Source organism: Actinoplanes couchii (assembly GCF_016862075.1).
Classification (GTDB): Bacteria; Actinomycetota; Actinomycetes; order Mycobacteriales; family Micromonosporaceae; genus Actinoplanes; species Actinoplanes couchii.
This window is the reverse complement of the sequence record NZ_BOMG01000052.1, coordinates 83,730-104,670: the sequence shown is the minus strand read 5'-3', so window position 1 is coordinate 104,670 and position 20,941 is coordinate 83,730. Positions and strand designations below refer to the sequence as shown.

17 protein-coding genes are annotated in these 20,941 nt (G+C 70.8%); 10 read left to right on the top strand and 7 right to left on the bottom strand.

Features of this window, described 5'->3' with window-relative positions:
- Complete coding sequence (locus tag Aco03nite_RS20505) at positions 1 to 507, bottom strand: GNAT family N-acetyltransferase (RefSeq protein ID WP_203796981.1); 507 nt, start codon at positions 505 to 507, stop codon at positions 1 to 3.
- Positions 482 to 1,045: a GNAT family N-acetyltransferase gene (locus Aco03nite_RS20500; protein ID WP_203796980.1), complete on the bottom strand. Its 564-nt coding sequence runs from the start codon at positions 1,043 to 1,045 to the stop codon at positions 482 to 484. Before Aco03nite_RS20500 ends, Aco03nite_RS20505 begins: the two co-directional genes overlap by 26 nt.
- Between Aco03nite_RS20500 and Aco03nite_RS20495 the strand changes: the two genes are divergently transcribed.
- Positions 1,044 to 2,504: a beta-N-acetylhexosaminidase gene (locus Aco03nite_RS20495; RefSeq protein ID WP_203797034.1), complete on the top strand. Its 1,461-nt coding sequence runs from the start codon at positions 1,044 to 1,046 to the stop codon at positions 2,502 to 2,504. The genes Aco03nite_RS20500 and Aco03nite_RS20495 overlap by 2 nt on opposite strands.
- Here Aco03nite_RS20495 and Aco03nite_RS20490 read toward each other — a convergent pair.
- Positions 2,467 to 3,909 (bottom strand): cytochrome P450, encoded by a 1,443-nt coding sequence (locus Aco03nite_RS20490; RefSeq protein ID WP_203796979.1) that lies wholly within the window; start codon positions 3,907 to 3,909, stop codon positions 2,467 to 2,469. The two genes, Aco03nite_RS20495 and Aco03nite_RS20490, sit on opposite strands and share 38 nt — an antisense overlap.
- 164 nt (positions 3,910 to 4,073) lie before the next feature.
- On the opposite strand from Aco03nite_RS20490, the gene Aco03nite_RS53035 reads away from it, so the two are divergent.
- Complete coding sequence (locus Aco03nite_RS53035) at positions 4,074 to 7,154, top strand: M48 family metallopeptidase (protein WP_239145305.1); 3,081 nt, start codon at positions 4,074 to 4,076, stop codon at positions 7,152 to 7,154.
- A 232-nt stretch (positions 7,155 to 7,386) separates the two neighbouring features.
- A complete protein-coding gene (locus tag Aco03nite_RS20480; protein ID WP_203796978.1) occupies positions 7,387 to 7,863 on the top strand; it encodes a hypothetical protein in 477 nt (158 codons plus the stop codon).
- 199 nt (positions 7,864 to 8,062) lie between these two features.
- On the opposite strand, the gene Aco03nite_RS20475 is transcribed toward Aco03nite_RS20480, so the two are convergent.
- Complete coding sequence (locus Aco03nite_RS20475; protein ID WP_203796977.1) at positions 8,063 to 9,064, bottom strand: MSCRAMM family adhesin; 1,002 nt, start codon at positions 9,062 to 9,064, stop codon at positions 8,063 to 8,065.
- 12 nt (positions 9,065 to 9,076) lie between these two features.
- Complete coding sequence (locus Aco03nite_RS20470) at positions 9,077 to 9,649, bottom strand: hypothetical protein (protein ID WP_203796976.1); 573 nt, start codon at positions 9,647 to 9,649, stop codon at positions 9,077 to 9,079.
- 336 nt (positions 9,650 to 9,985) lie between these two features.
- Between Aco03nite_RS20470 and Aco03nite_RS20465 the strand changes: the two genes are divergently transcribed.
- From Aco03nite_RS20465 to Aco03nite_RS20450, 4 genes are read left to right on the top strand one after another with little or no spacing between them, the layout of a single operon-like run.
- Positions 9,986 to 12,781 carry a sensor histidine kinase gene (locus Aco03nite_RS20465; protein ID WP_203796975.1) on the top strand — a complete coding sequence of 932 codons (2,796 nt, stop codon included), beginning with the start codon at positions 9,986 to 9,988 and terminating at the stop codon, positions 12,779 to 12,781.
- Positions 12,782 to 13,201, top strand: coding sequence for a roadblock/LC7 domain-containing protein (locus Aco03nite_RS20460; RefSeq protein WP_203796974.1), 420 nt, complete (start codon positions 12,782 to 12,784; stop codon positions 13,199 to 13,201).
- 10 nt (positions 13,202 to 13,211) lie between these two features.
- Positions 13,212 to 13,580 carry a DUF742 domain-containing protein gene (locus tag Aco03nite_RS20455; RefSeq protein ID WP_203796973.1) on the top strand — a complete coding sequence of 123 codons (369 nt, stop codon included), beginning with the start codon at positions 13,212 to 13,214 and terminating at the stop codon, positions 13,578 to 13,580.
- Positions 13,561 to 14,160, top strand: a complete 600-nt coding sequence (locus tag Aco03nite_RS20450; RefSeq protein WP_203796972.1) for a GTP-binding protein — start codon at positions 13,561 to 13,563, stop codon at positions 14,158 to 14,160. Before Aco03nite_RS20455 ends, Aco03nite_RS20450 begins: the two co-directional genes overlap by 20 nt.
- On the opposite strand, the gene Aco03nite_RS20445 is transcribed toward Aco03nite_RS20450, so the two are convergent.
- Positions 14,157 to 15,671: an AfsR/SARP family transcriptional regulator gene (locus Aco03nite_RS20445; protein WP_203796971.1), complete on the bottom strand. Its 1,515-nt coding sequence runs from the start codon at positions 15,669 to 15,671 to the stop codon at positions 14,157 to 14,159. The two genes, Aco03nite_RS20450 and Aco03nite_RS20445, sit on opposite strands and share 4 nt — an antisense overlap.
- 144 nt (positions 15,672 to 15,815) lie before the next feature.
- Here Aco03nite_RS20445 and Aco03nite_RS20440 point away from each other — a divergent pair, with 144 nt between their 5' ends.
- The 3 genes from Aco03nite_RS20440 to Aco03nite_RS20430 all read left to right on the top strand — a co-directional run bounded on the left by Aco03nite_RS20440 (position 15,816) and on the right by Aco03nite_RS20430 (position 19,724).
- Entirely contained in the window at positions 15,816 to 16,595 is a 780-nt protein-coding gene (locus tag Aco03nite_RS20440; protein ID WP_203796970.1) for a hypothetical protein, read from the top strand.
- A 109-nt stretch (positions 16,596 to 16,704) separates the two neighbouring features.
- The gene (locus Aco03nite_RS20435; RefSeq protein ID WP_203796969.1) at positions 16,705 to 17,763 is read left to right on the top strand and encodes a lactonase family protein; all 1,059 of its coding nucleotides are present in this window, start codon (positions 16,705 to 16,707) and stop codon (positions 17,761 to 17,763) included.
- Positions 17,764 to 18,011: 248 nt separating this feature from the next.
- On the top strand, positions 18,012 to 19,724 hold the full coding sequence (locus Aco03nite_RS20430) for a substrate-binding domain-containing protein (RefSeq protein ID WP_203796968.1): 1,713 nt from the start codon (positions 18,012 to 18,014) through the stop codon (positions 19,722 to 19,724).
- A 72-nt stretch (positions 19,725 to 19,796) separates the two neighbouring features.
- Here the strand turns inward: Aco03nite_RS20430 and Aco03nite_RS20425 are convergent, their stop codons facing one another.
- Entirely contained in the window at positions 19,797 to 20,915 is a 1,119-nt protein-coding gene (locus Aco03nite_RS20425; RefSeq protein WP_203796967.1) for an ROK family transcriptional regulator, read from the bottom strand.
- Between the last annotated feature and the right edge of the window lie 26 nt (positions 20,916 to 20,941).

Sequence of the window (20,941 nt, the reverse complement as noted above, 5' to 3'; positions counted from 1 at the left end):
TCAGATCGGCCGGGAGAACCGCCACGACCAGGCATCGTCCACCTCGGTCGAGCCGTAGGTGCGCCGCCGCTCCACCTTCCGGAAACCGCGCGCCTCGTAGAACGGGATGCCCAGCTCGTTGCCGTCCAGCGCGGCCACCCACATCTGCGCCACCCCGAGATCCCGCAACTGCCCGGTGATCCGGTCCAGCAGCAGCGTGCCGATCCCGCGCCCACGCCTGCCGAAGTCGAGATAGAGCATGAACAGCTCACCCGCCCCGGGCGCGATCACGCCACCACCCGCCGCGCCGACGACCCGTCCGTCCTCTTCGGCCACCTGGTAACCGAGCCAGCCCGGCGGGGCCGCCGAGATCTGCTTGGCGACATGCTCGGCGGTGTAGAACCCGTCGAGCATCCGCTCGATGAACTCGCTGCTCAACAGACCCGGATAGGTCTTGCGATAGCCCTGCACGCAGATGTCACGGATCGCCGGGACGTCCTCGTCACGAGCCGCTCGTACCAGCACCATGCGGGGAGGATAGGGCGCGCTGCCGGATGTGATCGTCGTGCCACTCGGAGCCGACCAGGAACCTTTTCACCCCGACGACCTCGAACCCGTGCCGGCCGTAGAACCTCGCCGCCCGCGCGTTCTGCTGGTTGACACCGAGCCAGCAGGTCGCCGCGCCGGTCCCGGAGGCGGCGGCCAGCGTCGCGGTCATCAGCGCACCGGCCGCGCCGCTGCCGTGCCGCTCGGCGGCCAGATAGAACTTGCTCAACTCGATGCTCGTCGCGGCGTCCACCACCGCTGCCACGTCCGGATCCGCGATCGGGCCACGGACCAGCATCGCATAACCCACCGGCTCCGGGCCGTCGGCGACCGTGAGCAGGATCCGGCCCGGGTCGGTCAGGTAGCAGGCGAAGCGCTCCACCGACAGATGGGTGGCGATGAACTCGTCGATGTCGGCCTGGGCGGTGCCGGGCGGGCAGGCCAGCCCGAAGGTCCGGGCGGCCAGATCGTGCAGCACCGGCTCGTCACCGGCTGCGGAAATCCGTGTGGTGATCGTCATGAGGAAACTGTTTAGACTCTTCAGAGTGAGCGAGCGGATGAGACAACTCGGCGATGTTATCCCGCGTCCGGCCTCGGTGCGGCCGGTCCCGGACGCGACATTCACCATCATTCCCGGCCTTTCCGGTACGGCGGTGAGCGCTCCGCCGGGACTGTCGGCCGTCGCCGCGCACCTCGGGCTCTCTTTTTCCGACGACGGCCTTTCTCTTTCCGACGACGGCGCGATCCGGCTGGCGCTGGACCCGGCGCTGGCGAGCGAGGCGTACCGTCTGGAGATCACCGCCGAGTCGGTGACCCTGACCGGCGGCAGCGCGCAGGGCGTCTTCTGGGGTGTGCAGACGCTGCGCCAGCTCGGCACGGAACTGCCCGGCGGCATCATCGAGGACCGGCCGCGGTACGCCTACCGCAGCGCGATGCTCGACCTGGCCCGGCACTTCTTCACACCCGACGAGGTCAAGGCGCACATCGACCTGCTCGTCCAGTTCAAGATCAACCACCTGCACCTGCACCTCACCGACGACCAGGGCTGGCGTCTGGAGATCCCCGGCTGGCCCCGGCTCACCGAGATCAGCGGCGGCGCGGGCACCGGCGTCGACGGGGCCGGACCGGGACACCTCACCCTCGCCGAGTACGCCGACCTGGTCGCGTACGCCGCCGAGCGGTTCGTCACGATCGTCCCCGAGATCGACATGCCCGGACACGTGAACGCGGTGCAGGTCGCCTACCCCGAACTCACCGCCGACGGGGCCCCGGTCGCGCCCCGCACCGACGCCGAGGTCGGCTACTCCTCGCTGGTCGCGGCCAAGGAGGAGACGTACGCCTTCGTCGAGACCGTGCTGAAGACCGTCGCCGACCTCACCCCCGGCCCCTGGCTGCACATCGGCGGCGACGAGTGCCACTCCACACCCGCCGCCGACTACCAGGCGTTCCTGGCCCGGGTGCTGCCGATCCCGGGCGCCCTCGGCAAGACCGTGATCGGCTGGCACGAGATCGCCGCCGCCGACCTGCCGAAGGGCGCGGTCGTGCAGTACTGGCGGACCGAACCCGCCGACGACGCGGTGGCCCGAGCCGCCGCCGACGGGCGGAAGGTGATCGTCTCCCCGGCCGACCGCACCTACCTCGACATGAAGTACGACGCGGACACCACGCTCGGGCTCGACTGGGCCGGGCACGTCGGGGTGCGGCGCTCCTACGAATGGGATCCGGCCGACCGGCTGCCCGGCGTGGGCGAGGAGTCGATCCTCGGCGTCGAGGCGCCGCTCTGGTCGGAGACCCTGCGCAGCGTCGCCGACGTGCGGTACCTGACGTTTCCGCGGCTCCCGGCGGTCGCCGAGGTGGCCTGGTCACCGCGGGACAGCCGGGACTGGGAGTCGTTCCGGGAACGGCTCGCCGCTTTCGGGCCGGTCTGGACGGCTGCCGGGGTCAACTTCTACCGCTCGCCGGAGATCGACTGGCACTGAGCGCCGTCTTCACCCGGCGGGCTCCCGGGGTATTCGCCGCAGGGGCGCTTTCTGTCGCGGCTTCATCCGCCGGGGCGCTCTCTGTCGTGGCTTCATCCGCCGGGGCTTCTGTCGCGGCTTTTTCCGCCGGGGCTTTTTCTGCCGGGCGGTCCTCCGGCACGACGAGCGTGATTCCGTCCCGGGGGCGTGCCGGAATCCGGGACAGGTCGATCGTGGTGTCCTGTGGCGGGAGGTAGTGATCCAGATCGGCCAGCCGCTTCGCCAGCGTGCCGAGCAACGCGACCGTCACCTTCTCGCCCGGGCAGCGGTGGCCGGACCGCGGATCGCCGCCACCCTGCGGAATCAGGTCGAACTCGCCGATCTCCCGATCCACGAAACGCCCCGGGTCGAAGACGTACGGTTCCGGCCAGAGTGCCGGATCGTGGTTCTGCCCGTAGACGTCCAACAGCACCAGCGTGCCCGCCGGGATCGGCTCACCCCGGAAGAACAGATCCCGGGTGGCCCGCCCGCCGAGGAACGGGGCGAACGGGTAGAACCGTCGCACCTCGTGCGCGAACGCCCGGGCGTACTCGTCGTCACCCGCGCGCAGCCGGGACTGGTGCCGGGGCCACATGTCCATCGCGTGCCCGGCGAACGCCACGAACCAGGCCACCGCGATCGCCGGCCGGATGATGTTGAGCAACTCCACCGCCGCGGTCCGCGGATCCAGCAGCTCACCGTCGTCCCGGTGGTTCGCGACGATCGACAGCGGAGACCGGGCGACCTGGTCGGCACGTGTCGTCCGGTCATGAGCCGCTGGGGTGCTGACCGTTTTATCGCGTACCGCTGCAATTGTGGTGGAAAGCCTTTTCTCCTGCCTCGCGCGAGCCAGCAGCGCGTGCGTGGTCCGGGGCCCCACCGTCGCGAACCCGTCGACCATGGCCAGGCAGTCCCGGGCCAGGACCTCGACATCACGATCATCAGCGGGTACGCCCACCCAGCGCGCCACCGCCGCCGCGATCACCTGGGCCGACTCGTCCAGCAGGCGCACCGGTGGGCCACCCCGCCATCGCGCGGCCGCCACATCGAACTCCTGCCCGGCCAACTCGGCCAGCCGCTCCGCGCCGTCGCCGTCCAGCAGCAGCGCGGTGAACAGCGCCTTCCGGTGCCGGTGCGCCGCCCCGTCCAGAGTGTGCACCGCGCCCCGCCCGAACAGCGTCCGCACCACCAGCCCCGGCAGCGCCGAATGCCGCTCCAGATGACCCGGCTCGTAGAAGAACCGGGCCGCCTCCGAACCGCAGATGCCCACCGCGGGCTGCCCCAGAACCCGCGTCCGCACCGGGCCGGTGCCCGACCGTCGGCGAAGATCCGGCAACCATGCGTAACCCTTGAGAGTGACCGCCAGGGTCTGATCGAGGTCAGCCATATTGCTCGTATAACCCCCTGCACGGGCGCGAAACGGTTACGCACCGTTTTGGCCCTACGCTGGGTGGTCCGTTCGCGGTGGGCGGCCCGCTTCGTGCTCGTGCCGGTGCGTGCGAATGGCGCACACGGCAGCACGCAGGTAGCGGGTGGGGGAGGAGTGCGGGCTTGAGCAAGGGTGCGCCGTCCGCGGCACGGTCGGTGATCGCGCTGGCCGGATTCCTGGCAGTTGTCGGGTTGCAACTGACCGTAGTTCTGCTCGTGCTCTGGGTGGTGCTCCAAGCGCTTCCCGGGGCACTCGCCATCCGGATCGGAGTGCCGCTCAGCCTCGCCACCTTCGGCGCACTCGGTTACGCCACGTGGCGGGCCCTGCATGCCCGGCACCGTGTCCCGGCCGGCGTCGCGGTGAGCCGCGACCAGGCCCCGCACCTGTGGAACCTGGTCGACGCGGCCTCCGCCGCCGCCGGAGTACCCGCCCCCGTCGGCCTGACCGTCGTCGCCGACGCCACCGCCGCCGTCGGCGAACGCACCCGGATGCTCGGCATCATCGGCGGCCGCCGCGACCTCTACCTCGGGCTGCCGCTGCTGCAGGCCCTCGAACCGGACCGGCTGCGCGCCATCGTCACCCACGAACTCGCCCACGGCTCCCGCGCGCTCAGCCGGTGGGCGCCGCTCGCCTACCGCGGCCGGGTCGCCGTCGGCCGGATCGTCCCCCGCATCCGGCGGCGGAACCTGGCCGGCGCGGCACTGCGCGCCTACGCCGGCTTCTACCGGCGGATCGACGCCCCGTTCAGCCGCGAACAGGAATTCGCCGCCGACCGCATCGCCGCCACCCACGCCGGAGCCGCCGCGACCCTGGCCGCCCTCCGCGACCTGCCCGCGCTGGCCGGCATGCAGCGACTGTTCCACGCCGAGTACGTGGGCCCCGGCTGGCAGGCCGGTTACGTCCCGGACGACGTCTTCGGCGGCCTGCTCCGAGTGCTGGCAGCCCGAACCACCGAGATGACGATGCTGCGAGCCCGAGACCCGGAACCCTCAGGCCCCTGGGACACCCACCCCCCGATGCCCGAACGAATCGCAGCCCTGACCCCCCTGGCCACAGCCGAATCCACCCCCGCCGCCCCGGCCTCCGCCACCCCCACCCCGACATCGCCCGGCGCCTCCGCGCCCCACGCCACCACCCCCGGCATCGCGCCCCACGCCACCACCCCCGGCATCGCGCCCCACGCCACCACCCCCGGCGTCGCGGCCCACGCCGCGGCCCCCGGCGGCGCTGCCGGGCCGGGAGTTGGTACCGCCGCGGGAGGCGCCGAACCTTCCGCCGGCAGCGGCGTTCCTTCCGCCGGCAGCGCCGCTCCTTCCGCCGGTGGCGGCGGTGCCGAGGCCGCCGCCACCGACCCGACCGGAATCTTCATGGGCCATGCCAGGACCGCTACCGGTCGGGTCGTGGCTGCTGGCGGTGCCGGTGCCGCTGCTGGTTCCGATTTCGGTTTCGGGGCAGCGTCGGGCACCGGCTCGGCTTCGTCTTTCGGGACTGGCTCGTCCGCTGGGGCCGCAGAGGGTTCGCCGTCGTTCGACGGGTTTGCCATTCCCTCCTCTGGCCGCTCCACCTCCTCTTCCTCGATGTCGGACAACCTTGCCCCCGGGGTGCCTTCATCTTTCTCCCTCACGGACGAGACGGAGGCGTCCTCTGTGGATAACCCTGTGTCTGCGAGCGGGGCGGCGCCTTCGAACGAGCAGGGGATGCCTGGGGCGACGGCGGCGTCATCCGTGAATGCGCAGGTGGGGCCCGGGGGCTTGGGGGCGGTGTCCGCGAGTGAGGGTGCGGTGTCCGTAAGCCAAGGGGCATTGCCTGTGGACAACGAGCCGTTGCCCGCAGGCCCGGCGGCGGCGGAGGGTGCCGGTGCTGGCAACGGCGCGGGTGCGGGGGTGGGGGAGGCTGTCGAGTTGGTTCCGGATCTTCCGGGGCTGGGGCGGGCTCTTCAGGACGTCGCGTTTCCGCCTCGGGGGCGGAGCGTGGTCAGTTGGGATCAGTGTCTGAGTGTGGCCCGTACCTCGGAGATGGAGCGGGAAGGGGAGGCTGCTCTTGCGGCCATCTCCCGGTCGCTGGGGGAGACCGTGCCGGACGCCGGGCATCTGCTCACCCTTGCCGCGGACGGGCGGCTGCGTGCGGTTGCCGCCGCGGTCTTTCCGGACGCTCCGCCGGAAGAAGCCGCCTCCCGGGTCGTCGAACTTCTGGCGCTGATGCTGGCTCTCGCGGCGTTGCGTAGCGGGGTGGCCCGCTGGCGGCACAGCTGGACCGGTGCGGCCGAGGTGGTCGCCGTCGACGGCGGCTATCTGGATCTTGCCGAGCTGGCTTCGGCGGCCGCCGATCCGGAGACCACCGAGGCGGTTCGGGCCTATCTGATCGAGGCCGGGGTGGATCTCACCGCGGCGGCGGCTGATCCGGGGTCGGCTCGGGCCCAGGTGCTCGGTGGGCTGGTCAACCTGTCCGCGGACGGGGAGCGGACCGACGTACTGATCACTGATCTCGGGTTGCTCCTGGTCCCTGGTCTGCCTCGCAATCGGGGGCACGAGGCGAAGCGGCGGCTCACCCGGATCGCGGCCGACGGGGTGCCCGCCGGAGCCGTGCTCCCGGCTCGGGCTCCGGCCGGATCCACGGGCCGGCACGCGGCGCGGCCCGCGGCCGATGACGGGAAAGGAAAAGACTCCGAGGCCGAGCCGCCGGCCTCCGCCAGTGAGGATGAGGCGGGGCTCGGGTCTTCTGCCGCCGAGTCCGCACCCTCGGTCGGCGCGGTAGGCGCCTCTGGAGGCGCGTCCGGTTTCCCTGCGGGCACGGTGGTAGGTGCGTCTGGTACCTCCGCAGGTACGGCAGGCGCTTCTGGAGACGCGTCCGGTTCCTCCACCGGAGCATCCGGGGGATTCCCTTCGGGCAGGGCAGAGGCTTCCTCGGATACGCCCGGGTCGTTCTTCAGTGATGCCGGAGGTGCGGAGGCCGCTGGAGGGTCGGCTCCGGCCTCGTCGGGTGCGGCGTCCACTGTGGCCTCGGTGTTGCCAGGTGGGGGGCGGTTCGTGCCGTTCGGGGACGTCTCCGGGGTCACCGCTCTGCCGGGGATGCGTAAGGGGTGGGTGCTGGGGCTCCGGGGTGGCGGGAATCTGACGCTGCGGCCCGCGCTCGACGCCGATGAGTTGCCCGGCGGGTGGGCCGCCTGGGACGAGACGGTCAATTTTCTGGCCGGAACCCGCTGATCGGGCCCCGGAACGGTTCCCATCGAATCGATGTGGTGACGGGCTGAACCTGTCAAGGGTGCATTCACGTACCCGAAAGTGACACCAGTCGACAGTCCGACGAATCCGCAACCGCTACGTCACTTTGGGTCACAATAACCTCAGTGATTGTTCGCTTCAGCCACATCGGGAATGGGTAGCAGACGTCCCGGGTGAAGAGCGACGATCGTCTCGGAAGCGGGGAGGGACCGAAATGGAACGAGGTCCACTGGCACTCTTCGGGGCGATGGTGGCGGTCGGCGTCGGCCCCGCGCTCTGGCTCGGCGCACAGCTCGGTCACGCCGATCTCGGCCCCGGGCAGCGGCCCGCCCCGGTCGATGAACAGTTCCCCGGTGTGGACATGGACTTCGGTGGCTCCGGCGCCGGAGACATGACCGACGACGACGAATCGTTCCCGACCTACACGTACGTACCGCGCAGTCCCTCGATCTCTCCCTCCGCCTCGTCGCGACCGTCTCCGGCGACCTCGGCCACCGCCATTCCGGTGCCGGTGGTGACGATTCCGTCGACCCCGCCGCGGATCGAACCGTCCCTTTCGGTCGAACCGTCCGCAGGCGACCCGTCGCCGTCGGCCTCCACCTCCGGCAGCCCCAGCCCGTCGGCGAGCACCGGCGGCCCGGAGCCCGATCTCTCACCGAGCCCGCCACCGGCCCAGATCGAAGCGCAGTAAGGCCCACCGGCGCGGAAGGCGAAGCGCGGTGAGGCGAAGCGCGGTGAGGCCCCCCGGCGCGAAAGACGAAGTGCGGTGAGGCAATGAGAAAGGGGAGCCGAGGCTCCCCTTTCGCGTTCCGTGCGACCCATCAGAGACGAACCGTGCGACCGGTCAGAGATTTTTTGTACGACCGATCGGAGACGTTTCGGGTGACCGGTCAGAGGCCGAGCAGCCGGTCCAGGATGTCGCGGTAGCTGCGGAACTCGACCCGCAGCGCCTCGGTGTCGTCGGTGCCCTTGGCGAACGAGCCCCGGTGATCACGCAGTGCCTTGGCCAGCTTGTCGACCGCCTCGTCGACCAGGCCGGAGGCGTCGGAAGTCGCGCCCTTCGGGTCGTCGACGAACCGGAGCTGCACGTCCCGCCACCGGTCCCGCAGCGGCTGGGTGTCGGAGGACGGGAAGAACGGCGCCGGTCCGGAGATGGTGGACTCGGACGCGGGAGTCGCGGGAGCCGCCGGAATCAGAGGCTCGTCGGCCTTGGCGTCGGGCCGATCGAGGTCACCCTCCTTGTCGGACAAATCAGAAATGTCCGACTTGCTCGAGGTCTCGCTGAAGTCACCCGGCTGGTCCGCAGCGTTGTCGAACGAGTCGACGGAGTCGGACTTGTCGAAGTCCCGAGAACCGGACTTGTCGAAGTCCCGCGAGTCGGACTTGTCGAGATCCACCGAGCTGGACTTGTCGAGGTCGAGATCCCGGGTGTCGGACTTGTCGAGGTCGTGGTCCCGAGAGCCGGTCTTGTCGAGGTCGTGGTCCCGAGAGCCGGTCTTGTCGAGGTCGAGATCGTGGTCGAGATCGCGATCGTGGTCCCGGGAGCCGGTCGTGTCGGACGGCCCGTCCGGAATCCCGTCCTTGTCCGCGGCATGCCGAGGCTCCCCGGCCCCGGTCCGCAGAGGCTGCGTCGCATGAGGATCGTCCCGGTCCTCCAGGGCGAGATCAACCCCGTCCTTGTCCGGAGCCGGGTTGACCTGCACCGGTTCGGTCCGGGGCGTCCCGTCGGCAAAGGCCACGGTCCGGTCCGGATCGGTGCCGGCCGGCGTTGCGGCGGCCGTGCCCGGCTCCGGGTGCTGCCACGGCGATCCGGCCCGCTGCTGCGGCACCGAGGTCCCGGTGGTCTCTTTCTCGTCGCTCTCGTCTTTGGCCTCGTTGGAGAAGAAGCGCATGGTGGGGACTCCTCAGCGGCTGGTGGGTTCGGTGGGGGTGGTGGTGTGGCCGACCGGGTTCTCGCCGAGCAGTTCGGCGAAGAGGGCGCGGTAGTGAACGAGGGCCTGGCGCAGGTCTTCGGTGGCGGCCTCACCGGCCTTGCTGCGGCGGCTGATCTCGTGCGCGTCGCGGTAGTGCTCCAGGGTGGCGGCGTGTTCGACGGAGAGGTCGGCGAGCCGCTCGTCGTAGTCGCCGGTGGGGTAGCCGCGTTCGGCGATCAGCCGGGTGACCAGTTCGTCGGCGGTGGCGACGGCCTCGCCGGGGTTGTCGACGAACCGGATCTGGACTTCTTCCCAGGCGGCGGCGTAGCGGGCCCGGGACTCGGCGGAGAGGGGTGTGAGCTCCAGCTGGGCGTGTCGCTTGGTGCGTTCGAGCAGCTCCTTCTCGGCCTCGGAGCGGCTGCCGGTGTCGGCGACGACGCGGTCGTACTCGGGGCCGAAGGTCTGGCGCAGCCGGCGGCGCCGGGCGGCCTGGACACCGACCACGGCCGCGGCCAGTAACAGCAGGACGACGACGATCAGGATGATGGTGGCGGTGGGGGACATCAGGTTCCTCCTTCTTCCACCGCCTGTATTCCCAACCCGTACCGTGCGCCAATCCCCTTCCGCGGATAAAGGCGCGCCAGGGTGTGATTCGGACAGACTCCGGCCCCGCACTGTCGTAAGCCCGACGATCTCTCAAAAAGATCGCGAGCCGTTCTGGCTGGACAAACAGGAGGGAGGGGGGCGATCCGGCCGGGCTGGGAACTAGCTGAGACGGACGTCATTACGTATTCTCCTGCAAGCGCTTGTCATGAACATGCCGGTCGTTCCCCCACCTGTCGACCGGTGACCGGGCAGACACGCTGATCGTTTCCTGCCGAACCCCTCGGGCGGAGCTTGATGAAGAGCCGTAACTGGTCGATCCGTTCGAAGATCATTGCGATGGTCGCGGTGCCTCTCACGGCAGTGCTCGCGCTCTGGGTCTTCGCTACCGTGGTCACCGCCGGTCCCGCCATCAACCTGATCGAGGCCCGGGATTCGGTGGTGAAGCTGGGCGAGCCGGGTTTCCGGCTGATCTCCCAGCTGCAGCGGGAGCGGCACTTCTCCGCGATCTACCAGGCCACCACCCGCCCGGCGAAGCCCGAACTGGACCGGGAGCGGTCCACCACCGACCAGATCATCGCCGAGTTCCGCCGGTCGGCCGGTGACGCCGAGCCGAACGAGGAGGTCGCGGCCCGGGTCAAGGGCCTGCTGGCCGAGATCGGTCAGCTGCCGAAGATCCGGGCGGAGGTGGACGAGCGCAAGCGGAGCTACTTCTACACCGTCCAGTCGTACGACCGGATCATCGACGCCGCGTTCGACGTGTCCCGTACCGCCGCGGTCTTCTTCCACGAGCGGGTCGACCGGGAGAGCCGCGGCCTGATCTCGGCGTTCCGCGGTCTGGAGCACCTGAGCCGGATCGACGCCCTGCTGGCCGGCGCCAACGCCGAGGGCCGCATCGACGCCGCGGTCCGGGACCAGGTGATCCTCTCCATCGGCACGGCCGACTACCTGATCGGCTCGGGTGTCGCGGACCTGCCGGAGGAGGCGCAGGGCGACTACTCCCGCCTGATCACCAACTCCAGCTTCATCGAGCTCGACATCCTGAAGAAGAAGATGCTGGCCCAGGGGTACGTCGGTGGGGCGCCGCCGGTGGCCGGGGAGGACTGGCAGCCGACCTACGACTACGTCGCGCAGGAGCTGCGGTCGTTCGGGATGCGGGTGGTCGACGAGATCTCCGAGGACGCCACCCCGCTCGCCATCGACATCGTCGCCCGGCTGGTCGCCGCCGCCCTGCTCGGCCTGGTCGCCCTGGGCCTGTCGGTCTACGTCTCGGTGCGGCTCGGCCGGTCGCTGGTGGGCCGCCTGATCCGGCTCCGGCGCGAGGCCCTGGAGCTGGCCTCCGACCGGCTGCCGTCGGTGGTGCGGCGGTTGCGGCACGGTGAGACCGTCGATGTGGACTCCGAGACACCACCGCTGGAGTACGGGCAGGACGAGATCGGCCAGCTCGGCCGGGCGTTCCGGGACGTGCAGCGGACCGCCGTGCTGTCGGCGATCGAGGAGGCGAACGTCCGCCGGGGCATCAACGAGGTGTTCCTCAACATCGCCCGGCGCAGCCAGACGCTGCTGCACCGTCAGCTGTCGCTGCTGGACAAGATGGAGCGGCGCGAGACCGATCCGCAGGAGCTGGAGGATCTCTACCGGGTCGACCACCTGGCCACCCGGATGCGGCGGCACGCCGAGGACCTGGTCATCCTGGCCGGTGCGGCCCCCGGTCGCGGCTGGCGCAACCCGGTGCCGGTGATCGACGTGGTCCGTGGCGCGATCAGTGAGGTGGAGGACTACAAGCGGGTCGACATCCGCACGGTCTCCACCGCGGCGCTGGTCGGCCGGACCGTCGGTGACGTGATCCACCTGCTCGCCGAGCTGATCGAGAACGCCGCGTCGTACTCCCCGCCGCACACCCGGGTGCAGGTCAGCGGTCAGATCCTGCCGAACGGCTACGCGATCGAGATCGAGGACCGCGGCCTGGGCATGGCCGACGACGCGATGGAGACGGCGAACCGGCGGCTGGTGGAGCCGCCGGACTTCGACCCCGCGGACAGTGCCCGGCTCGGCCTGTTCGTCGTCGCGCAGCTCGCCCACCGGCACAACATCAAGGTCTCACTGCGGACTTCGCCGTACGGCGGGATCACCGCGATCGTGCTGGTGCCGGGTGAGCTGGTGGCGATCGTCCCGGGCGGCCCGTCCGGCGACTCGTCCGGTGGCACGCCGCCGGCGCCCCAGTGGCCGGGCAGCGCGGAACCGCAGCCGATCGGCATGAACGGGGCCCGGACCGCGATCGAGGAGGCCCCGGCCCTGGTCAACGGCGCGACGATGGACGTGCCGGTGATCTCCGGTCCACAGCGGACGGCTACCGAGCTGTCCGGCCCCGCGCCGAGCACGGTCGCGGCCGAACTGAGCGCCGAGGGCCTGGTCCAGCGCAAGCGGACCCGCAAGGTGACCGAACCGGAGCCGCAGGGCGAGGTGACCGGCCGGCGGTCGGGCACGGTGTTCCCGGCCGAGTTCGGCCCGTCCCCGGACCAGACGTTCGACCTGTCCGTGCTGGGCGAGATCGCGGCGGGCCTGCCGGCGGCAGAACCGTCCCGGTCGGTGCCGCGCAACTCGGCCCCGGCCGCACCGGTGGCCCCGGCCGCACCGGAACAGGCGCCGATGGTCCCGGTGGAACAGGCGACACCGGTCCCGGTGGATCAGGTGCCGGCTCCGGAGGCGATCGGTGACGACGGCCTGCCCCGGCGGGTGCGGCAGGCGAACCTCGCTCCGCAGCTGCGCAAGGTGGTGGTGGATCCCGAGCCGACCGGCCCGGCCCGCAGCCCGGAGCAGGCCCGCAGCTTGATGAGCGCACTACAGAGCGGCACTCGGCGTGGTCGCGTGGACGCGGCCCGCGAGGAGTCCGTGGTATCCGGACACGCCGCCGAGCCTGTCGGCGCGTCGTTCGACGATGCCGCTACCGTCAGTTTCCCGGCTCTCGGGGACTCCGCCCGTGCGGACTCCGTGAGGACGGGAGAGAAAGCACCATCCGGGCCGGAGGCCGGCGTGGACGGCGACCACGTCGATGGACCCGGGGAGAACCTCTTGCTGGAGAAGGACGCATAAGTGGCACAGACGAAGCAGAGCGCGAACCTCACCTGGCTCCTCGACGACCTCATCGAACGGGTGCCGACCGCCAACCAGGCGGTCGTGCTCTCCGCCGACGGGCTGATGCTCGGCGCCTCGGCGGGACTGATCCGCGAGGACGCGGAGCATCTCTCGGCGATGGCGGCCGGATTCCAGAGTCTCGCCAAGGGCGCGAGCCGGCACTTCGAGGCGGGCGCCGTCCGCCAGACGGTGGTGGAGATGGAGGAGGCCTTCCTCTTCGTCACCGCCGCCGGCCAGGGCGCGTGCCTGGCCGTGCTCGCCTCCGCCGACGCGGACCTGGGCCTGATCGCCTACGAGATGGCGATGCTGGTCACCCGGGTCGGCCAGACCATGGCAGCCCCCGAACGGTCGGTGCTGACGCCGTCCGACGTCTTCTGAGCAGCCGCGTATGACCCCACACGATTGGCTGGACAACGATGCGGGGCCGGTGGTTCGTCCGTATGCGATGACCCAGGGCCGTGTCGCCCCGGCGGACTGCGACTTCGACCTGGTCGCGTTCGTCGTGGCGACGGTCCCCGACCTCACCTCGGGTCAGCAGTTGCAGCCGGAGCACCATGCCATCGTGGCTGCTGCCTGGGAGCCGATCTCCGTGGTCGAGCTGGCGTCTCAGCTCGACCTGTCGATCGGCGTGATCCGGGTGTTCCTCGGTGATCTACGCTCAGCGGGTTTGATCTCGCTGTACGAACCTCCGGCTGCCTCGCAGCCGCACGACGTCGACGTACTCAAGGCGGTTGTCAATGGACTCCGTGCGCTCTGACCGCAACGGCGGATCGTCGCGCATTCCCGTCGCTCTCAAGATCCTCATCGCCGGGGGGTTCGGGGCGGGCAAGACCACCATGGTCGGATCGGTCAGTGAGATCCGGCCGCTGCAGACCGAGGAGGTCCTCACCGGCGCCGAGGGCGCCGACGACGTGTCCGGTGTGGAGGCGAAGAAGACCACCACGGTCACCATGGACTTCGGCCGGATCACGATCACCGAGGATCTGCAGCTCTACCTGTTCGGCACGCCGGGGCAGGACCGGTTCTGGTTCCTCTGGGACGAGCTGTCCCAGGGGGCGCTGGGCGCGGTGGTCCTGGCCGACACCCGGCGGCTGGCCGACTGTTTCCCGTCGATCGACTACTTCGAGCAGCGTGGTACGCCGTTCGTGGTGGCGGTGAACTGCTTCGACACCCAGCACCGGTTCGCGCCGGACGCGGTGGCCCGGGCCCTGGACCTGGACCCGGGTGTGCCCGTCGTCCTGTTCGACGCCCGCGACCAGGTCGCCGCCCGTAACGTGCTGATCGAGCTGGTGGAGTACGTCGCCCGGCGTCAGCTGGCCTCGGCCGGCCGCCGTTAGGACAGTGCGGGCGGTACGCAGATCAGCCAGGATTCCAGTCTGCGGACCGCCCTCGGCGTGACCAGGCCCCGGCGTACCAGATCATCGGGGTTTTGATAGGGCCCGTTCTCGTACCGGTCGACGGCGATCCGGTGTGCCTCGATCGGGTTGATCCCGGGCAGGCCGGCGATGACCTGCTCGGGAGCGTGATTGAGGTCGATCAGCCCGCCGTCGTCGTAACCGCGGGCCAGGTCGGGGCGCCCGATCGCGTGGTGCCGGGCGGCGGCCGGGTTGAACGCGGTGTACTGCCGGGCCATCCGCCGCTGGCGCCGGGCGTGCGCGCTGTCGCCGGGGTGATGGGCGAGCACCGCCCCGTGCACCGAGGCCAGGACGGTGACCAGGAAGGCCAGGATGATCCCGAAGGCTTCGGCGTCCGAGATGATGTCGGCGTTCGGCGCGCTCGGGTCGACCAGCCAGAGGGCCACCACCGCCAGCACCGCGAACAGGTAGCCGATCGCGGTGATCAGCTCGCGGGCGGTGCGCCGCTGGACCGTCGCGTAGACGAAGTAACCCCAGCTGCCGAGTGAGCAGGTCATCAGCGGGACCAGGGCGGCCAGGATGGTCTCGGCCCAGACGTTCTCGGCGCGGCGCGGCCCGAGCGGCACACCGTGGCCCCAGGACGGCAGCGCCGGAGCCGGTGACCAGGGCCGTTCCGGGACGGGCGGGGGTGACACCGGCCGGGCGACCGGCGCCGGCTCGGGGGCGGGCGCCGCCGGTGGCTCGTTGCGCAGGATCCGGCGGTGGGTCTCCTGGAGACGTTCACCCGGCTCGGCGCCGAGTTCGTCCAGAAAGTACTCACGGGCGTCGCGGAACGTGGCGAGCGCCTCGGCCTGCCGCCCGCTGCGGTACAGCGCGATCATCAGCTGCGCCCGCAGGCCCTCACGCAGCGGGAACTCCTCCACCAGCCGGGACAGTTCGGTCACCAGCCCGGCGAAGCCGCCCCGGGACAGCTCGATCTCGGCCCACAGCTCCCACGCCCCGGCCCGTTCCTCGTGCAGCCGGGTGCGGGCGGCCTCGAAGATCGGCCCGGTCAGCCCGCCGAGAGCCTCACCCCGCCACAGATCCAGCGCGGTACGCGCGACGCGGGCCGCCTCTTCCAGGTGCCCGGCCCGTCGTTCGGCGTCGGCGCGGGCCAGCCCGTTGCGGAACTCCTCGGTGTCCAGCGCGCCGGTGCTCAGGACGTAGCCGCCGTCGGTGAGGGCGAGCAGTTCGCCGGGGGTGCGCGGGGTCCGGTCCGGGTCGAGCACCCGGCGCAGTCCGGCCACGTACTTCTGCACGACGTTGGGCCCGTTCTCCGGCGGGTCGTCGCCCCAGACCGCGTCGACGATCCGGTGGGTCGGCACCGGCCGGCCGAGGTTGAGCAGCAGGACGGCCAGGACGGCGCGCTGCTTGGCGGGGCCGAGGTCGAGCTGATGCCCGTTCCGGAACGCCCGCACGGCTCCCAGCAACTCGAACCGCGCCGGGTCGGTCACCCCGTACACCCCCATTGACCAGCAGTTTCTCCCGGCGGCAGTGGAACCGCAGCCGACGGCAGCATAGCCGCAGCGCATCGGCAGTCGTCGTCAGGAGGCTCTGTCCATCAACGCATCACCGGCCTCACGAGAAAAGACGAAACGATGAACGTTTTCACCAAGCGCCTGGCGAGCACCGGTGTCCTCCTGATCGCCGGTTCCCTGATGGCCGCCTGCGGCGCCGTCCAGGACGTGGCCGAGGAGGTCTCCGCGGTCGCGAAACTGACCGACGCGCTGCCGGCCGACGACACCCCGGTGTTCCGCTACACGATCAAGGGCGGCGTGCAGCCGATCTCCGGAGTGGTGGACGCCCCGAACAAGTCGTGGACCCAGGAGATCGAGGAGGAGGTCCCGGACGGCGACTTCACCTTCTCGATGAAGCTGATGGTCATCGGCGACCAGGCCTGGACCCGGATGTCGTTCGACGGCGCGCCGGAGGGCATCGGCCTGCCGAAGGTGCCGAAGAAGTGGATGAAGCTGGACCTGACCAAGCTTCCGGAGAAGGACGCCGAGGAGCTGGTCTACGACGGTGAGACCGATCCCGGGTTCGTGGGGTCGCTGCTGCTGGCCGCCTCGGATCTGAAGGAGTCCGGCTCCGGGACGTTCACCGGCACCACCGACCTGACCCGGACCACCGCCGCACAGATCGTCGAGGAGAAGACCCTCACCGCCCTCGGCGAGCAGGCCAAGCAGGTGCCGCTGACGGTGACCGTGGACGCCCAGGGGCGGGTCGGGACCGCGGTGGTCGAGATCCCGGCGGCCGGTACGACCAAGGCCGCCACCTACCGGGTCACCTACGACCAGTACGGCAGCGCCGCCGCGGTCAAGGCCCCGGCGGACGGTGTCAAGGCGCCGGCCGACGTCTACGAACTGCTCAAGAGCTGAGACGCCGGCGGAGCACGCCGCCGGTGGCATCGCGGGTCAGACGGGGGTCCGCGATGCCACCGGCGGTGTGCTGGCTTGTGATCCCACCGTTCTGTGGTGGGATCGGCGCATGGGTTCGAGCCATGAATATGTCTTCGTCGGTTGCTACACCGGGGACAAAGGGGGCGAGGGGGACGGCATCACACTGGTCCGGCGTGATCCGGACACCGGTGAGCTGACCCGCCTCGGGCTGGTCGCCCGCACCCCCTCCCCGTCCTTCCTGGCCCAGCACCCCACCCTTCCGGTGCTGTACGCCGTGAACGAACTGGATCAGGGCACGGTCTCCGCCTTCTCGGTCGCGCCGGACTGCTCGCTGGTCCCGCTGGCGACGTTCCCCACCGGCGGGTCGGATCCCTGCCATCTCGCGGTCACCGCGGACGCCCGGCACCTGGTGGTGGCGAACTACGCGAGCGGATCGGTGTCCGTACACCCACTCGACGCCGAAGGCGTCCCCGGGGAGCGCAGCGACCTGCTCACTCTCACCGGCTCCGGCCCGGACACCGAGCGACAGGCCGGGCCGCACGCGCACCAGGTGGTTCCGGACCGTAACGGCCCCGACGTGCTGATCTCCGACCTGGGATCGGACCGGGTGTGGCGGTCCCGGCTGGACCCGAACTCGGGCCGGCTCGGCGCCCCGGAGGTCGCCGTGACGGCGGAACCCGGCACCGGCCCGCGGCACCTGCTGCGGTCGGCGGACGGGGCGCTGCTCCTCGTCGGTGAGCTGAGCGGCGCGCTCTCCTGGTACCGCCCGGCGGGTGGTCCCACGCTCGAACCGCACGGCGGGACCGCGACCAGCACGCTGCCGGGGCCGGTCTACCCGTCCGAGATCACCACGGGACGGGACGGCAGGTTCGTCTATGTCGCCAACCGCGGCCCGGACACCGTCTCGACGTTCGCCTGGGACGGCGAGAGCGCGACGCTGATCGCCGAGGTGCCCACCGGCGGGGTCTGGCCGCGGCACATGATCCTGCTGGGCGATCACCTGTACGTGACCAACCAACGTTCACAGAACGTGACCGTTTTCCGCATCGATCCGGACACCGGCATCCCCGGTCTCCAGGGTGAGCCGACCGGAGAGCCGACGCCGACCTGCCTGCTCCGGTGGAATCCGCCGATGATCAGGTCATAGATGAGATCGGACATTGTGGCGCGTCGGTGACGTAAGCGACGCAACCTGACGCGCCACCTGTTCCGCCCTGCACCGATCGAGACCGCGCGACTACTCTCCGAAGTTTCGAGATCCGGAAGCGTCAGTCTGAGTAATTTTCGGCCGAACGTGTATGGCATTCAGCATCGGACATGCGCACTATTGATCGCGTGTCTGGCCGCCATCGTAGAAACTTCAATTCAAAGGGAGCCAGCGTCGTCGGAGGTGCGATGGCGCTGGTTGTCGTCGTCGCCGGTACGTACCTCGGCTATCAGCAGGTCTCCGATTCCGGGTGCACCGGGTCGGTGCCCCTGACCGTCGCGGCCTCTCCCGAGATAAAGCCTGCCGTCGATCAGGTCGTCGCCCAGTGGCGCCAAGCAGGCGGGGAGGTCGACGGCACCTGTGTCGCGGTCGCCGTCAGCGAGGCGAACTCCGCGACGATCGCCGGCGCGGTCTCCCGTGACCATTCCGTCACGCTCGCCGGCCTGGACAAGGCGCCCGACGCCGTCCAGGTCCCCGACGTGTGGATCCCCGACTCCTCGACCTGGCTGCTGCGCCTGCAGACCGAGGCCGCCGGCTTCCTGCCGAGCAACGTCACCTCGGTGGCGCAGAGCCCACTGGTGCTGGCCGCGCCCGAGGCGATCGCCGAGAAGCTGGGCTGGCCGAACAAGAAGATCGGCTGGACCCAGCTGCTCAGCAACTTCAAGTCCGACGAGCCACTGTCGGTCGGCATCATGAACCCGACCATGGACTCGTCCGGTCTCACCAGTCTCCTGGCGATCAGCCAGTCGGTCGGCACCTCGTCGGCCGCGGCGAACCAGGACAAGACCCGGGCGCTGACCGTGCTGGCGAACAACAAGTCGAACCTGCGCCAGGAGCTGATGGCCAAGTTCCCCAAGTCGGAGGCCGACATCGGCAGCACCGACTCGGTGAGCCTCGCCCCGGTCTCCGAGGCGGACGTGGTGGAGTACAACGCCCAGCGCCCGGCCGTGCAGCTCGCCGCGATGTACCTGGACCCCAGCCCGGCGCCGATGGACTACCCGTTCACGATCATGCCGCAGGTGGTCGACCAGCAGAAGTCGGCGGCCGCCAAGGGCCTGCTCGCGCAGCTGTCCACGGCCGCCGCCAAGGACGCGCTGGCCGCCACCGGTCTGCGGGTTCCGGACGGCTCGTACGGCGCCAGCTTCGCCGCCCCGATGGGCGCGCCGCAGGCGTCGCCGGGCGTCACCGCCTCGGCCACCAAGTCGGCGAGCGGTGGCACCGCGGCCGCCGCCGAGACCGGGGCCGCACTCAGCGCCGTGGTCGGCAGCTGGATCGCCATCACCACGCCGGGCCGGGCCCTGACCATCTTCGACACCTCCGGCTCGATGCTCGAACCGGTGCCGACGGCGAACAACAAGACCCGCGCCGAGGTCACCCAGGGCGCCGCGCGGACCGGCCTCGGGCTGTTCAGCGAGAAGTGGTCGGTCGGCGTGTGGCGGTTCTCCACCAACGAGAACGGCGCGCTGCCGTACAAGCAGATCGTCCCGATCAAGTCGCTCAGCACCTCGCGCTTCGAGCTGCAGCAGTCGATCGACAAGCTGAACCCGAAGAAGGACGGCGGCACCGGTCTGTACGCCACCCTCCTGGCCGGCTACAAGCACGTGAAGAAGGACTGGGCGCCTCGGAAGATCAACTCGGTCATCCTCTTCACCGACGGCCAGAACGAGTTCGCCGAGGGCATCCAGCGGGACGAGTTCCTGGACGCGTTCGGGAAGGAGATCGACCCGACCAAGCCGATCCGGGTGATCCTGATCGGCATCGGGGACGGTGCCGACGCGAACGAGCTGAAGGAGATCCAGAAGGTCGACGAGAAGAACGTCGGTGTCTTCATCGCGAAGGACCCGACGACGATCACCTCGATCTTCGCCCAGGCGATCGGCACGCGTACCGGCGTGAAGTGACCCTCTGAACCAGGCGCACCACGGCCGCCGTCCCCACCCGGGGCGGCGGCCGTCGTCGTCGCGGGAACCGGTTCAGGCGCCGCGGCGCAGCCAGGCGGCCGGGTCCTCGCGGACCACCCGGAGCACCGTGTCGGCCGCGCCCCGCATCGCCGCGTCCGCGCCCAGCTCCGCCGACCGCAGCTCGACCGGGGCCAGCCCGGCGGTCAGCACCCGCCGGCGCAGTTCGACCCCGATGCCCTCGCGCAGCGCCGCGAAGACCGGGACGTACGCCCCGCCGAGCACGATCACCGGCACGTCGAGCAGGTTCACCACCACCGACAGGGCGATCCCGAGAGCCGCCGCGGCCAGCGGTACGTCGTGCTCCAGGGCCTCCTGCCCGGCGTACTGCTCCAGGCAGCCGCGGGCGCCGCAGCGGCAGGGCCGCCCGTCCGGGTAGACGGTGACGTGCCCGATCTCGCCGCTCCAGCCGCGCACACCCCGGTAGAGCTCGCCGCTGAGAACCAGCCCGGCCCCGATGCCGACCTCGCCGGAGACGTACAGAAAAGTAGGGTTTCCGCCTGTCGCACCCAGCTCGCCCAGAGCGGCCAGGTTGGCCTCGTTGTCCACGGTCACCGGCAGATCGGCCAGCTCCGGGACGGCCCGCAGCGCGGCGACCGCGTCCACGTCCTGCCAGCCCAGGTTCGGCGCGACCCGGACCAGGCCGTCGGTGACCAGGCCGGGCACGGCGAGCGCGGCCCCGGTCACGGTCAGGCCGTCGGCTTCGGCGGCGCCGCGGGCCCGGGCGGCCAGCCCACCCAGGGCGGCCAGGGACCGCTCCGGATCGGCGGGACGCTGGTCGGCGTGCTCGACGTAGCGGTGGCGGACCGTGCCGGTCAGATCGACCACACAGGCGGCCAGATAGTCGACGTTGATCTCCAGCCCGAGCCCGGCGGGGCCGGTGGAGGTGAGGGCGAGCCCGACCGCGGGACGGCCCGCCCCGGTCCGCGGCGGCGGGGCGACCTCGACCAGCAGACCACCGGCGACCAGATCGTCGACAAGGGCGGAAACGGTCGCGCGGGTGAGCCCGGTGGCCGCCGCGACGGCTGCCCGGGATGGCCGATCCGCACCGTTTGCCACGGTGTGCAGCACGAGCGCGAGATTATGGGCGCGGACGCTCGCCTGTCGCACCGGCGTGGTCGGGGCGGTCAACACGCCCTTGACAGTGCCATACGCGAGTC